This window comes from Butyrivibrio sp. LB2008 (assembly GCF_000621565.1).
Classification (GTDB): domain Bacteria; phylum Bacillota; class Clostridia; order Lachnospirales; family Lachnospiraceae; genus Butyrivibrio.
In genome coordinates this window covers 62904-76732 of sequence record NZ_JHXZ01000013.1, presented here as the reverse complement: position 1 = coordinate 76732, position 13829 = coordinate 62904, and the positions used below count along the sequence as shown (strand labels likewise).

Annotated in this window: 14 protein-coding genes; 12 read left to right on the top strand and 2 right to left on the bottom strand. The window is 41.8% G+C overall.

Annotated elements, in window-relative coordinates; all coding sequences use genetic code 11:
• Positions 1 to 84 precede the first annotated feature (84 nt).
• The 5 genes from T356_RS0103190 (at position 85) to T356_RS18190 (ending at position 4284) form a co-directional block, all read left to right on the top strand.
• On the top strand, positions 85 to 1269 hold the full coding sequence (locus T356_RS0103190) for a cation:proton antiporter (RefSeq protein WP_026513251.1): 1185 nt from the start codon (positions 85 to 87) through the stop codon (positions 1267 to 1269).
• Positions 1270 to 1511: 242 nt separating this feature from the next.
• Complete coding sequence (locus tag T356_RS0103185) at positions 1512 to 1757, top strand: hypothetical protein (protein WP_026513250.1); 246 nt, start codon at positions 1512 to 1514, stop codon at positions 1755 to 1757.
• 96 nt (positions 1758 to 1853) lie between these two features.
• Positions 1854 to 2519, top strand: a complete 666-nt coding sequence (locus tag T356_RS0103180; RefSeq protein ID WP_026513249.1) for an HAD family hydrolase — start codon at positions 1854 to 1856, stop codon at positions 2517 to 2519.
• 162 nt (positions 2520 to 2681) lie between these two features.
• Positions 2682 to 3680 carry a helix-turn-helix domain-containing protein gene (locus T356_RS20110; protein WP_051563113.1) on the top strand — a complete coding sequence of 333 codons (999 nt, stop codon included), beginning with the start codon at positions 2682 to 2684 and terminating at the stop codon, positions 3678 to 3680.
• A 37-nt stretch (positions 3681 to 3717) separates the two neighbouring features.
• Positions 3718 to 4284 (top strand): alpha/beta hydrolase, encoded by a 567-nt coding sequence (locus tag T356_RS18190; RefSeq protein ID WP_051563112.1) that lies wholly within the window; start codon positions 3718 to 3720, stop codon positions 4282 to 4284.
• 34 nt (positions 4285 to 4318) lie between these two features.
• On the opposite strand, the gene T356_RS0103165 is transcribed toward T356_RS18190, so the two are convergent.
• Together T356_RS0103165 and T356_RS0103160 are read right to left on the bottom strand one after the other, a co-directional pair.
• Entirely contained in the window at positions 4319 to 4519 is a 201-nt protein-coding gene (locus T356_RS0103165; RefSeq protein ID WP_026513248.1) for a hypothetical protein, read from the bottom strand.
• Between the two features lie 118 nt (positions 4520 to 4637).
• Positions 4638 to 5282 carry a hypothetical protein gene (locus T356_RS0103160; protein WP_026513247.1) on the bottom strand — a complete coding sequence of 215 codons (645 nt, stop codon included), beginning with the start codon at positions 5280 to 5282 and terminating at the stop codon, positions 4638 to 4640.
• A gap of 214 nt (positions 5283 to 5496) precedes the next feature.
• Here T356_RS0103160 and T356_RS0103155 point away from each other — a divergent pair, with 214 nt between their 5' ends.
• The 7 genes from T356_RS0103155 (at position 5497) to pgmB (ending at position 13648) form a co-directional block, all read left to right on the top strand.
• Positions 5497 to 6483, top strand: a complete 987-nt coding sequence (locus T356_RS0103155) for a diaminopimelate dehydrogenase (protein WP_026513246.1) — start codon at positions 5497 to 5499, stop codon at positions 6481 to 6483.
• Positions 6484 to 6526: 43 nt separating this feature from the next.
• A complete protein-coding gene (locus tag T356_RS0103150; RefSeq protein ID WP_026513245.1) occupies positions 6527 to 7498 on the top strand; it encodes a LacI family DNA-binding transcriptional regulator in 972 nt (323 codons plus the stop codon).
• A gap of 215 nt (positions 7499 to 7713) precedes the next feature.
• Positions 7714 to 8976 (top strand): ABC transporter substrate-binding protein, encoded by a 1263-nt coding sequence (locus tag T356_RS0103145; RefSeq protein ID WP_026513244.1) that lies wholly within the window; start codon positions 7714 to 7716, stop codon positions 8974 to 8976.
• Between the two features lie 67 nt (positions 8977 to 9043).
• Complete coding sequence (locus T356_RS0103140; protein ID WP_026513243.1) at positions 9044 to 9889, top strand: carbohydrate ABC transporter permease; 846 nt, start codon at positions 9044 to 9046, stop codon at positions 9887 to 9889.
• Entirely contained in the window at positions 9890 to 10732 is an 843-nt protein-coding gene (locus T356_RS0103135; protein WP_026513242.1) for a carbohydrate ABC transporter permease, read from the top strand. It abuts the gene before it with no gap.
• Positions 10733 to 10748: 16 nt separating this feature from the next.
• Positions 10749 to 13004 carry a glycoside hydrolase family 65 protein gene (locus T356_RS0103130; protein WP_026513241.1) on the top strand — a complete coding sequence of 752 codons (2256 nt, stop codon included), beginning with the start codon at positions 10749 to 10751 and terminating at the stop codon, positions 13002 to 13004.
• Positions 13001 to 13648, top strand: a complete 648-nt coding sequence (pgmB, locus tag T356_RS0103125) for a beta-phosphoglucomutase (protein ID WP_026513240.1) — start codon at positions 13001 to 13003, stop codon at positions 13646 to 13648. Before T356_RS0103130 ends, pgmB begins: the two co-directional genes overlap by 4 nt.
• The last annotated feature ends 181 nt before the right edge of the window (positions 13649 to 13829 follow it).

Here is a 13829-nt window from a genome sequence, read left to right as displayed (position 1 = left end):
CATTCGGTTAAAACTTGGCCGATGCAATCTTTTCTTATTTAAAAAAGAAATTGATTTTTAAATAATAGAATCGAGGGATGAAAAGTGGACAGTTTAGAAATTTTGCGTAATCTTGCAATCATAGTTATTGCAGCTAAGTTCTGTGGACTCGGAGCAAGGAAACTCAAGGCGCCTCAGGTGGCGGGAGAGATTATTGCAGGCCTTATCATAGGACCTACAATACTTAATATCGTATCTGAGAGTGATTTCTTTTCCCAGATGGCGGAAATCGGCGTTATTCTTCTTATGTTCAGTGCCGGACTTGAGACTAATATCGATAATCTCAAAAAGTCAGGTATAAAAGCTACAATACTTGCGTGCGCGGGAGTTGGAATACCGCTTGCTTTCGGAACTGTTCTTTATATGTGCTTCTACGGATTTGCGGCTCCGGGAAGTGTCGAATTTATGAGAGCTCTTTTCATCGGAACAATTCTTACGGCAACTTCTGTAAGTATAACCGTTCAGGCGCTCAGAGAGCTTGGAAAAATCTCAACTGAGGTAGGAACTACCATAATGAGCGCTGCGATAATAGATGACGTTATCGGCATTGTTGTGCTTACTGCCGTTATCGGTATGAAAGATCCAAGTGCAAATATCGGAATGGTATGCGTTAAGACTGTTCTTTTCTTTGCGTTCTCTTTGGTTGTGGGAATTATTATTTTTAAGATAATGCAAAAGCTTGATACAAAGTGGCGTCATACAAGACGTATTCCCATCATGGGACTTGCGCTCGCTCTTGTATTTTCTTACATTGCGGATAAGTATTTTGGAGTTGCGGATATCACAGGTGCGTTTGTTGCGGGAATTATCTTAAGCTCGCTTGATGATTCCGAATATATCGACAGGAAAATGGATATTAACTCATATATGATCTTCGGACCTGTTTTCTTTGCAAGTGTAGGACTTCAGACTAATTTAAGATCCGTTGATACAACGGTTATTGTATTTTCTCTTGCATTTGTTATAGTCGGCCTTCTCGGTAAGATAGTGGGTTGCGGACTTGTGGCCAAAGTCCTTGGATATAACGGTTCCGACAGTCTTAAGATCGGTGTCGGAATGATGACAAGAGGTGAGGTTGCGCTTATCGTTGCGCAAAGAGGACTTAAGGCGGAGATCATCGACAGCAGGTATTTTACTGCAGTAATCCTGCTTATCGTTATCAGTTCTATATTGACGCCGGTTATTTTGAAAGCAATTTATGCACATGATGAAAAAAAGGCAGCAGCTTGAGCTAAACGATTGTAGTTTTCAGAAAGTTGATTTGAATTCACCGTGTGAAAATTGATTATTCCAAAATATATTAGAAATTACTCTTTTTAAATGATGCAAATTTAGAAAGTTTGAACTATCTGTGAACTTGTGCAAGCCCCTCTTTAAGGGACTTGCACATTAGTTTATAATTAAGAATATAAAGATTTACGTTTTATAAAAAACGCGCCTAGCGTTTTGGTTTTTTGGGGAAGTATAGAATTATGGCACATAATGTAAAAAGGATATGCTTGCATTGCGGAAGAACGTTTATTGCACGTAACGGTAATTGGGCTTTTTGCTCGGTGGGGTGTAAGAGGCTTTATAACAATCATATAAGTTTCAGATGCAGAGAATGCAGAAATGCTTCATGCAAAGTACGAAACAATTCACTTGTAAATTCGCCACCGGACTGCGAATATCTGAACAATCCGGAAAGGCTTGATACGGTAAGATCGGCACCCTGGTAATTTCGGGGTGTCTTTTTTTCGCTGATAAAAACAGGAAATTCCTTGTCGGATATGTTATACTGTCGCGTATATATAATTGGTTCGGAGGAAAGATAAATGGCATGTTCTTACAGTGTAATATTTGATATGGACGGAGTTATATTCGACTCCGAGAGAGCCTGCCTTTCATGCTGGTATGAGCTTGGTGAGAAGTTCGGGCTCGGAGATGTTGAACCTGTCTTTAAGAGGTGCATAGGTACCAATAACGCGCAGACACACGACATTGTTGAGAATGCTTATGCAGACAAGATGGGCGCGGGGATAGCTGATAAGCTCCTTGCCGAGAGCTCCAGATTATTCCATGAGAAATTCGACGGAGGAAGGCTTCCTGTTAAGAATGGTGTAAAAGAAATTCTTGAGTACCTTAAAGGAAAAGGCGTTAAAGTCGGTGTTGCTTCATCCACAAGGAAGGCGCTTGTGACAAGCGAGCTTACAGACGCGGGATTCATAGACTATTTCGATATGGTAGTAGGTGGTGATGCCGTTAAGATAAGTAAGCCCAATCCTGAGATATATATGCTCGCATGCAGGGAACTTGGAGTGAATCCAAGTGAGACCTTTGCGATAGAAGATTCCTACAACGGGATAAGAGCAGCCAAGGCAGCAGGAATGCGTCCCATAATGGTTCCGGATATCATAGGTCCCGATGATGAGATGCGTGAACTTACGGAAGTAATATGTGATGATCTGATCGCTGTCATCGATTATTTAGAGAAATGTTGAGTGGTCGGCTCTTTCCGGGAAAAGTGAAAATAGTCAGTATTTATGCGGGTGCAACGTAACGTGGCACCCTATTTTTATGTAAAAACTTGTAATATCCTGAACGATATCGGATACTGAAGCTAACATCATGCGCAGGTGTAAATCATTTAGAGGAGCAGAGTTATGGTCGAATTTGGTGAACAGCTAAGAAGTGCAAGAGAAACAAAAGGACTGACGCAGAAAACACTGGCAGACCGGTTGTATGTGAGCAGGCAGACAATTTCAAATTGGGAGCGCGGAGAGCGCTATCCTGATATTGTTACGCTGAAGAAAATTTCTCAGCTTCTTGAGGTGAGCCTTGATGATCTGTTATCCGGAAAGGAAATGGTGAAAGTGGTGGAAAAGAAGCCTGTAATTGAAAATAAGATAGTAAACGGTTTGATTGCTGCACTGTATGCAGTTATTGTATTGTCGCTTTTTCTTAAAGTTGGTGAAGAGTTGACGTTGCATTACGTTCATGCGTATGATAAATATGCTGAATTCGACGGAACAACAATAGCTCATTCTATTGTCAGAAGTAATCACATTTTTATTATAGAGCATGTTGTGCTAATGCTGGTTTTTTCTTATGGTTTGTACAATGCGGTAAGATATATGTTGACACCGGGGAAAATTGGTAAGATTCTGATGGCATTTTTCTTTACTTTTTTGGTTTTCCACGTCGGTAGCAATATCTATTATGAATATGTTAATTATTTAAGGCTTCGTGAGCAGTATATAGTGTCAGGCAGAGGTGTTATGATCTTTGTGATGGCTATGATGATACAGGTTATAATTCCTGCCATATTATGTATATTGGGAGTGGTGGCTTCGTATTTATGCTTTATACGTGGCGTAAAGCGCAGATTGTGGTTTAATATAATCACGGTTGTTGCGGTATTTAAAATAATATGGGAATGCTTTGAATTTTGGCAGTGGATAAAATTGGAAAAATATTTTGCTACATTTTTTCCTACCGCAACATTAATGGAAGCAGTGGTGGCTGTCAAAGGAATTGTTGAAAACGCTGTGCTCATGATCGCAATATATGCTTTGATTATTTATCAGGCCCATGTTCTGTACAGAAAGCGCAAACTTGCCTCAGAGCTGGAAACGGGCGAAATGCAGAATGCTACAACCTGATGAAATAAAATAAATACTAAGGAAAGAGTTTTTAGTAATGGATAAAAAGAACTTAATGGTAATATTCCCCGGAATGGGATACAACTCATCAAGGCCGATTCTCTACTATACGAGAAAACTGGCGCAGAAGTACGGTTATGAGATACGCGAGGTGAGTTTTGAACTTCCGGAGAAGGCATCTGCCGTAAAAGGAAATCCGGAGAAGATGCTTGAGGCGTTTAACATCGCTCTTTCACAGGCAAAAGAGCAGCTTAAAGATATTGATTATTCTGCATATGACAGAGTTATCTTTGCGGGAAAGAGTATCGGTACCGCGATTGCTGCAGAGTACGACAGGCAGGAGAATGTGAATGCCGAGCAGATTGTCTTTACTCCTGTTGCACAGACCTTTAAATATCTTAGAAAAGAATGCGGGATTGTAATACACGGAACGAGCGATCCATGGTGTGAGACTCCGTTTGCGGATGAGAAGTGCAAGGAACTTGGTATTGAGTGCATAAAAATTGCCAATGCCAATCATTCACTTGAAACTGATTCAGTGAAGACTGACCTTGGCAATCTCATAAGTATCATGAATAATGTGGAGGATTTCATAAATACTTAAATTGTAAAGATAGATTTTTTCATAATAGGTTGCATTATTTTAATGCGTCTAGAATTTTCTGGGCATTTTCACTGCCATGTTTTGCGGCGTAAGATGCCCATTTTTTGGCTTTCTCGGGATTTGGTCTGTCCCCGAAAGTTCCTTTAAAATATCCTTCTGCAATAGCTTCTGCCGCTTCTATACTTCCGCGACCGGCTTTATCAATAAGATCTAATAATCTTTGTTTCTTATCCATGGAAATCATTTTTCCTTTCATAGGCTTTATGCGTTAAATATATTAGCAATATATGCTTCTTTAAGCAAGTCGGTCGCGATCACTTTGTAAAAAATGTTAAACTTATAAATTTATATGATCAAAATGAAGCCTTTTTGCAGTTGTGAGTATTCTTGTAGCGAATCATTTCAACATGTTCTTTGTTACCGTCGAAGTCAAATATCAGATCGTAAGAAGTGAAGTGATATTCGAGTGTATAGATGTAGTCGCTTTCGGTTGTGTTATTTGGATAACCGTAAGCAGCTATAATTTCTTCCTCAGTATTACCGACACCTACATTCTTTGTGGTTTTGATCTCAGGGTTTGCAACGTATAGTACCATGGGGGATTCTTTTCCGTCGATCATCGCTGTGTCAAATTGAACCTTGCTGTCAGAGAACACGTAATTCTTGTATTCTTCGTCCAGGTATGAAAGCTCGGGATCGTAAGTTCCGAGATCTTCAATTGTAGTTTCAGTGTCGTTTAATACAGAAATCTCCTTTCCGTTACATTTGAATGAAGCATCAGGATTTTTGCTGGCAGCAGACTTTGTATTCATATTGGAAGCGGCCTCTATACTTTTAGTTTCTGCTGTATCTGCTTCTGCCTTAGCATCTGTGTCATCTATAGTAACTGTCGTTATTGAAACCTCGCTGCTTGCGGAATTGGCGGAATTGTCTCCGCTACATCCCATAAGTGTGAGTATCAGCACAGATGAAATAATGGCGATACTTGTTTTTCTCATATCGGTCTCCTTTATAAGCATCGAGTGTATTATTAGTTCTAATACACTTATACTCTTGAAAATAAATTTAGTCAATGGGATGTTACAAGAAAGTTAAAATAATCCTACAAGGAAAGAAAAGTGCTAAGTTTTTCCGCTATTTCGTCAAAGTGTCTTTTATACACAAGGATAGTGATTGTGTGATATACTTTACGAGAATAAAGGAGGCGTAATTATGAGTATAAAGATAGGAATTTTAGGATACGGAAATCTTGGTAAAGGAGTTGAGCTTGCTGTAAACGCTGCTCCCGATATGGAACTTGTTGCTGTATTTACAAGAAGAGATCCCAAGACACTTCAGATTAAAACACAGGGTGTACCCGTTGTTTCTACAGATGATATAGAAAGCTGGAAGGATAAGGTTGATGTTATGATCCTTTGCGGAGGAAGTGCTACAGATCTTCCCGTACAGACTCCTCAGTACGCAAAGATGTTCAATGTTGTTGACAGCTTTGACACACATGCAAGGATTCCCGAGCACTTTGCAAATGTTGATGCCGCTGCAAAAGAGTCAGGTAAAGTTGCCGTTATTTCCTGCGGATGGGATCCGGGAATGTTCTCGCTTGCAAGAGTATATTCAAATGCAATCCTTCCTGACGGAAATGATTACACATTCTGGGGCAAGGGTGTTTCTCAGGGACATTCAGATGCTATCCGTCGCGTAAAAGGCGTTAAGAATGCTAAGCAGTACACTATCCCTGTAGAGAGTGCACTTGAGGCAGTCAGAAGCGGCAAGAATCCTGAGCTTACAACACGTCAGAAACATACAAGAGAGTGCTTCGTTGTACTTGAAGACGGAGCAGACGCAGCTGCCGTTGAAAAAGAGATCAAGGAGATGCCCAACTACTTTGCCGATTATGACACAACAGTTCATTTCATCAGCGAAGAGGAACTCTTAAAGAATCACAGCGGAATGGCTCACGGCGGATTTGTATTCAGAAGCGGAAAGACAGGTGCAGACAAGGAGCACAACCACGTTATCGAGTACAGCTTAAAGCTTGATTCAAACCCTGAATTTACAACAAGCGTTCTTACTGCGGTTGCACGTGCTGCTTTCCGTATGTACAATGAAGGTCAGAAGGGATGCAAGACAATGCTTGATATTGCTCCTGCATATTTATCCGAGAAGAGCGGTGAGGAGCTCAGAGCACACTTACTTTAATTGTTGACGACAACTCTGTTTTTTGCACAGGAAGACTTAAGGTATGGTAGGGATTAAGGATATAGCTAAAGAAGCCGGCGTTTCCATAGCAACCGTCTCGAATGTTCTGCACGGAAAGCGGAATATGAGTGATAAGACAAGAGACAAGATTCTTGCTATTGCAAAGGAGATGGGCTATGAACTGCCCAAGATCAGGGTAAAGGAAAAGATCGCCGAAAACAAAACTATAGTAGTTAATTTCAGTGATTTCGATACCAATTTTTATCTGAACATACTCCATGGAATAAGTGATTATGCCTATTCCAAGGATTATGACATTATGGTGTGCACAAGCAGAAATGCCGAGAAGTATATGTCCCGTGATTATTCCGCGGGATGTATCAATATTGATTACCGATGTGAAGACTCGATGCTGGTAAAAGCGGCAGAGAACAACTATCCGATAATTGTTCTCGACAGAGAGATAAAGCATCCGGGAATCAAGAGCGTTATAGTAAATAACTATGATGCTGAAAAAGAAATGGTTGAAACTCTCATAAAATCGGGATATGAGCGATTTGCTTATCTTTCCGGTATGGATACGGATGATAATAAAGAGAGGTATCAGGCTTTTCGCGATGCTCTTTCCGCTCACGGGATAACTTTTCACAGAAGAGATCATTATGAGGGCAATTGGAGAGAGAAGAGCGGATCGCAGGCGGCGAGGCTTTTGATGCTTTCCGAGCATATGCCTCAGGTTCTTGTATGCGCGAACGACATGATGGCTATAGGTGCTATGAGGAAGTTCAAAGAGGCGGGACTTCGTGTTCCCGAGGATATAGCAGTCTGTGGTTTTGACGATGCCTTTGTTTCCAAGTATATGGGACTTACAACCGTTGAAGTTCCGAATTACGAAAGAGGTTTTCTTGCGGCCCAGTCTCTGGTCGAACTTATCGAAGGATCGGGAAGCTATGAATCTCTTAAGATCGGTGCAAGGATTAAGTGGAGGACAACCACTTTAGTAAAAAGAAGTTAAATCAATAATATTTTACTAAAAAAGAGGTGCGTTTTACTAAAACGGCCTCTTTTTATATTAATTTTACATAATAATAAAGGGCTCAAACTGACAATACCTCTAAAAAACAGAAGGGGTATTGTCTTTTTTTAGTAAAAAATAGGAAGATGTAGTTAAGAAGATAACCTTTTTACTGTTTTTAAAGGGGAGTTATGGGAAAGGAGTAGTAATTAACTATGAGGAAAAAGAAATTGTTTGCTGCGCTTATGGCAACGGTTATGGTAGCAGGTTCCGTTCTTACAGGATGCGGAGCTGCTGCAGGAACGGCAGGTGTAGGGGCAGCTGCTGACGGAGAAGGTAAGAGTGCCAATGCAGGCGGTAAATTTACAATTTTCCAGTCAAAGACTGAGATCATGGATCAGCTTAATCAGCTCGCCAAGGATTATAAGGATGAGACGGGAGTAGAGATCGAAGTTTGGGAGACCAGCGGAGATAACTACTACAAAGATCTCAAGACAGGTATTTCTACAGAATCAGGCCCTGTACTTTTTTCACTTGCACCCGGTTCAGAGTCGGTGGAGATGGCAGATTATCTTGAGGATTTGAGCAGTCTCTCATTTATGAGCAAGATAAGTGACAATCTCAAAGATTCGGTAGACGGAAAAGTTGTGGGGGTTCCTTATACTATCGAAGGATTCGGACTTGTATATGACGGCAATCTTGTAGATACATCAAAGATCGGTACGACAGACGCGCTGATTGATTTCTTGAAAGAAGCAAAAGGAAAGGGAATAAACGGCCTCGGCCTTTCACAGGAAGATTATTTCCTTATTGCACATATATTGAATACACCTTTTGCGGTTCAGGACGATCCTGACGCATATCTTCAGCAGGTATTAAACGGTGAAGTGAGAATGAAGGACAACGATGCTTTCAAAGAGTTTGCAAAGCTTATGGAAGCGATCCGCGAGAACTGCACTAATCCCGTTGATGTGACTTATGACAACAACTGCGGTGATTTCGCTACAGGCAAAGCTGCAATGATCCATCAGGGTAACTGGGCATACGGAATGTTCAAAGACTATGATGTGGACTTTGACATGGGTATCGCACCCGTTCCGATAAAGGGCAACAAGAAAGTTGCTGTATCGGTTCCCGCCGCATGGTATATCAACGTTGATGCTTCGGATGAAGAGAAGGCTATGGCAAAAGATTTCCTTGAGTGGCTTTACACAAGCGAAAAAGGAACAGACTATCTCATGAATCAATTTGGATTTGTTCCAGTTGTTGACGGAATGACTTCAGAGAATCTCGATCCTCTTTCAAAGTCTATTTCAGAGGCGGCAAAGGACAGCATTCCGTGGGTAATGAGCAACTGGCCTGCAGGAATTATCACAACAAGCCTTTCACCTATCACACAGGAATTCTTTACCAATACTTCAATGACAGGTGAGGAACTTATAGACAAGCTTAATGACGCATTTGTAAATGCAAAATGATGTTTTAAATGATATGAGGGTGCTGTGACAGCATATGTTGCAGCACCTCTTACGGAGAGATAAAGGTATGAAGATTAAAAAAAGATGGTACGCATTATTTACGGCACCGCTCATGATCACCTTTTTCGTGGTGGTGATCATTCCGTTCTTCATAGGAATCGGATATTCATTTGTTGAATGGGACGGATTTGCCAAGCACGCTGCTAATTTTGTGGGGATGAGCAATTATAAAGCGGTATTCGGAGATAAGCAGTTTATAAACGCAGCGGTAAGGACAACAATCTTTACAGTTATCAGTGTGATAACCGTAAATGTCCTGGGATTGTTTTTTGCCCTTCTTGTGACGACGGGGCTTAAAGTAAAGAATTTTGCAAGGACCATGCTTTTTTTACCGTATCTTATCGGTGGACTTATCCTGGGATATATCTGGAAGAGCGTGTTCAGTGAGTTTTTCTTAAGTGTTGGGCTGGGAAACTGGCTTACTGATGCGACTAAATCGGTAATTGCGATGATCGTGGTGACAACATGGCAGCTGGCAGGATATGTGATGATCGTGTACATAACGGGAATAATGGCTATCCCGGATGATGTAATGGAGGCTGCGGCTATTGACGGAGCCAATTATTTTCAGACGCTCTTTTCAATTAAATTTCCGCTTCTGATGCCATCGTTTACGATATGTCTGTTTCTTGCTCTTTCAAACTGTTTCAAGATCTATGACGTCAACGTATCACTTACGGGTGAAGGAGCGAATTTCCAGTCTGAGATGTTCTCGCTTAATATCTACAACGAGATTTTCAGTCTCAGTAATTTCGGATACGGCCAGGCTAAGGCAATTATCTTTTTCCTGATAATTGCGATCGTCACATTTATTCAGGTATCAATAACCAAGAAGAGGGAGGTGGCACTGTAAATGTCAAAGAGTGTAAAAAAGATAATTCCGAACGTACTTGTTGCACTTATGTGTTTACTGTACCTGTTCCCGATTTATTTAATACTTACGAATTCATTTAAGAGCAGAGCCGAGATGTATAAAAATATGGTGGCGCTTCCGGGAAAGTTCTCGTTTAAATACTATGCCTCCGCAATTGGCAAGATGAATTTTACGACGTCGCTACTTAATTCGATTGTTATTACGATCGTATCGATAACTATAATCGTTGTGCTTTCAGCGATGACTGCATGGATGTTTGTAAGAAGTGCAAATAAGCTCAGCATAGCTCTTTTCTCGATTCTGGTGGCAACCATGCTTATTCCTTTCCAGACTATCATGATGCCTCTTATGCAGGAGATGAACAAGATCGGTAAGGTGACAGGGCTACAGATGACAGACTCGGTCGGCGGCCTGATATTTATGTATATCGGTTTTGGCGCGGGAATGGGAGTATTTCTGTATCACGGCTTTATTTCGTCAATCCCCGTATCTTTGGAAGAGGCGGCAATTATTGACGGTTGCAGTGTTTGGACGTTGTTCTGGAGGATTGTTTTTCCGATTCTCAAACCTACTACGATGACACTTATAATCCTTGATGTCATCTGGATATGGAATGATTATCTTTTGCCCTCACTTACTCTTAAGTCGACGGCGAACAGGACAATACCGATTTCGACGGCCAAGTTTTTCGGACAGTATACGATCAGCTGGAACGAAGCTATGGCTGCCCTTGTTATAACGATCATTCCTGTTGCTGTTTTTTATCTTGCGGCACAGAAATACATCGTAAAGGGCGTGGCAGCGGGAGCTGTAAAGGGATAAGAAGCAGGGAAAAAATATGAAGCGTATCATTACAAGACAGGAAAAATTTATGGAAAAAGAAGTCAATCTTCATGAGGCTCTTTTTTCCAATGCAAACGGATATATAGGTGTGAGGGGTAATGTCGAGGAAGGTGTTCCCGAAGGCTGGAATACCATGCGCGGAACGTACATCAACGGTGTATACGAGATTATCCCGATGAAACAGGCGGAGAGTCTGTGCAATCTTATCGAGAAGAAGCAAACGATGCTCAATGTGGCAGATACCCAGACGATACGCCTTATAGCGGACGGAGACAGATTTGACCTTACTACCGGCAAGGTCATTGCGAATGAGAGAGTGCTTGATATGGAGCAGGGAGTTACAAGGCGCCATGTTATCTGGGCTTCTCCCGACGGAAAAGAAATTGAACTGTCGGTTACGAGGATGACATCTTTTTTGATCCCGTCTCTTTTTACGATTGAGTACAACGTGAAGGCTCTTAATTTTGACGGCGAGATCGAGATTGAGTCATATCATATCGCAGATGTAAAAAACTATTCAAACCCGGACGATCCAAGGCTTGGCGATGACAGCGGAGCACTTCTTAATGTTGAAGTCGTTAAGTGGCGCGAGGATATGAGCGTTGCCGTAAGTGAGACAAATGTCAGCGGGATCACCGTGGCATCTGCAGTGTCACACAGGTTGAGGCTCCCGGGCAAAGCGGAGATCGGCTATGGCAAGGAAGAGGGAAGAACTCTTTATCATGTAAAAGCTGAAGTGAAGCAGGGGGAAGAACTGTCTCTTATAAAGTATTCGACATTCTCGGATTCAGTCAGAGAGGACGATCCTGAGGATTTTGCAAGGAAGACTCTAAAGGAAGCGATGAGAGGAAGTCTTTCGGATATTTATGAGAAGCAAAAAGAGTATGTAACGGAGTTTTTTGACAATTCCGAAATGGAAATTGACGGAGACGATGAGCTTGGGCAGGCTGTCAATTTCAATATGTATCAGCTTTTTCAGTCCGCGACGCGTGATAAGCACTGCAGCATAGCTGCGAAGGGACTTTCGGGCGAGGGATATGAAGGTCATTATTTCTGGGATACAGAGATGTATGTGGCACCTTTTTTCATACTGACTAGTCCCGAGCTTGCTAAGAATATTTTGGAGTACAGGTACGGAATACTTGATAAAGCAAGGGAGAACGCGGCTCTTTTGGGTCATAAGAAGGGAGCGCTTTATCCTTGGAGAACGATCACGGGTGAAGAGTGCTCGGGCTATTTTCCCTCGGGAACTGCGGCGTATCACATAAACGGAGCGATAGCTTATACGATCGTGCAGTATTATCTCACAACGGGAGACCTAGATTTCATGCTGGACCGGGGCGAGGAAATCCTTCTTGAGACGGCAAGACTTTGGTTTGATGTGGGAAATTATGACAGAGAGGGGCGCTTTGTTATAAACGAGGTGACAGGCCCCGATGAATATACATGCATGACCGACAACAATTATTACACCAATTGCTGCGCGGCTTACAACATGAGTATGGCTGTTTCTTTTGCGGAGGAACATTCATCGAATAAGAGGTTAAAAGAGCTTCTTGATAAGCTCGGCGTGACAGCCAAGGAACTTAAGGAGATAAAGGCAGCAGCGGAAAAGATGTATCTTCCGTATGATGAGGAGCTTGGGATCAATCCGCAGGATGATTCTTTTTTGCAAAAGCCTGTGTGGGATCTTAAGAATACGCCTAAAGAAGAGTTTCCGCTTCTTCTTCACTATCATCCGCTTCACCTGTACAGATACCAGGTCTGCAAGCAGGCTGACACTGTGCTTTCTTATTTCCTGTTTGAGGACAGGCAGCCCAAGGAAGTGATGAAAAAGAGCTTTGAATATTATGAGAAGATCACGACTCATGATTCATCTCTTTCAACCTGTGTGTTCAGTATTGTTGCGTCACGGCTTGGAATGCACAAAAAGGCTGTTGAGTATTTCGGGGATTCAATAAAACTGGATCTTATGAATACGCACAATAACTCGGGAGACGGCGTACATACCGCGAATATGGGCGGAAGTTATATGGCGATAGTTAACGGCTTTGCAGGGCTTAGGATTACCAAGGAGGGGATCTCGGTTGATCCGTTCTTGCCTACAGGCTGGAAGAAATACAGTTTCAAGATAAAGTACAGAAACAGTCTTCTTAAGTTTACCGTTACCAAGAGCGGTGCTGTCTGCGAGGTATTGAGGGGAGAAAAAATAGAGGTAAAAGGTGTTAAGGAAATGAGGTATGAAAAATGAAGGCAGTGATCTTTGACCTTGACGGAGTAATCTGCTTTACGGATAAGCTCCACTACAAGGCGTGGAAAACCGTTGCTGATGAGCAGGGGATATATTTTGATGAGAAGATAAATGACAGATTGCGCGGGGTAAGCAGGATGGCGTCTCTTGATATTATTCTGGAGAGGGCCGGCAGAGCTTACTCGCTTGATGAGAAAAAAGAGATTGCGGAAAAGAAGAACAGCATATATGTATCACTCCTTGATACGATGAACGAAAACGATCTTGATGACGGGGTGAAAGAAGTGCTTGATACTCTTAGGGAGAGAGGAACTCTTCTTGCAATCGGATCAAGTAGCAAGAATACCAAGAAGATACTGGAGAAGCTGGGACTAAAGGACTACTTTGATGCGGTATCTGACGGAACCAATATAACAAGATCCAAACCGGATCCGGAGGTCTTTCTTAAAGCGGCGCAAATGCTTGGCGTGGAACCGGAAGATGCGATCGTTGTTGAAGATGCTCTTTCCGGAATAGACGCAGCCCTTGCCGGAGGCTTTAAATGTGTCGGTATCGGAGAAGCTGCAACACACCCTCAGGTTACATATTCAATCAAGGATATGACCGAATTGCCAGAAGTAGTGGGAGGGGTATTTGTAAGTTAATTAAAAGTTAAACGTTTAATCGATTTTATAGGCAGATAAGAATTCAAAATTTAGTGAATTCTTATCTGCCTATTGCATTATATGTGATAAATACTAAATATGAGTTGAAATAATCAGAGGTTAATGGTAAAGTAATATCTGTTAAGAGATGTTAATAACAAACAAATAATTTTATATTGCT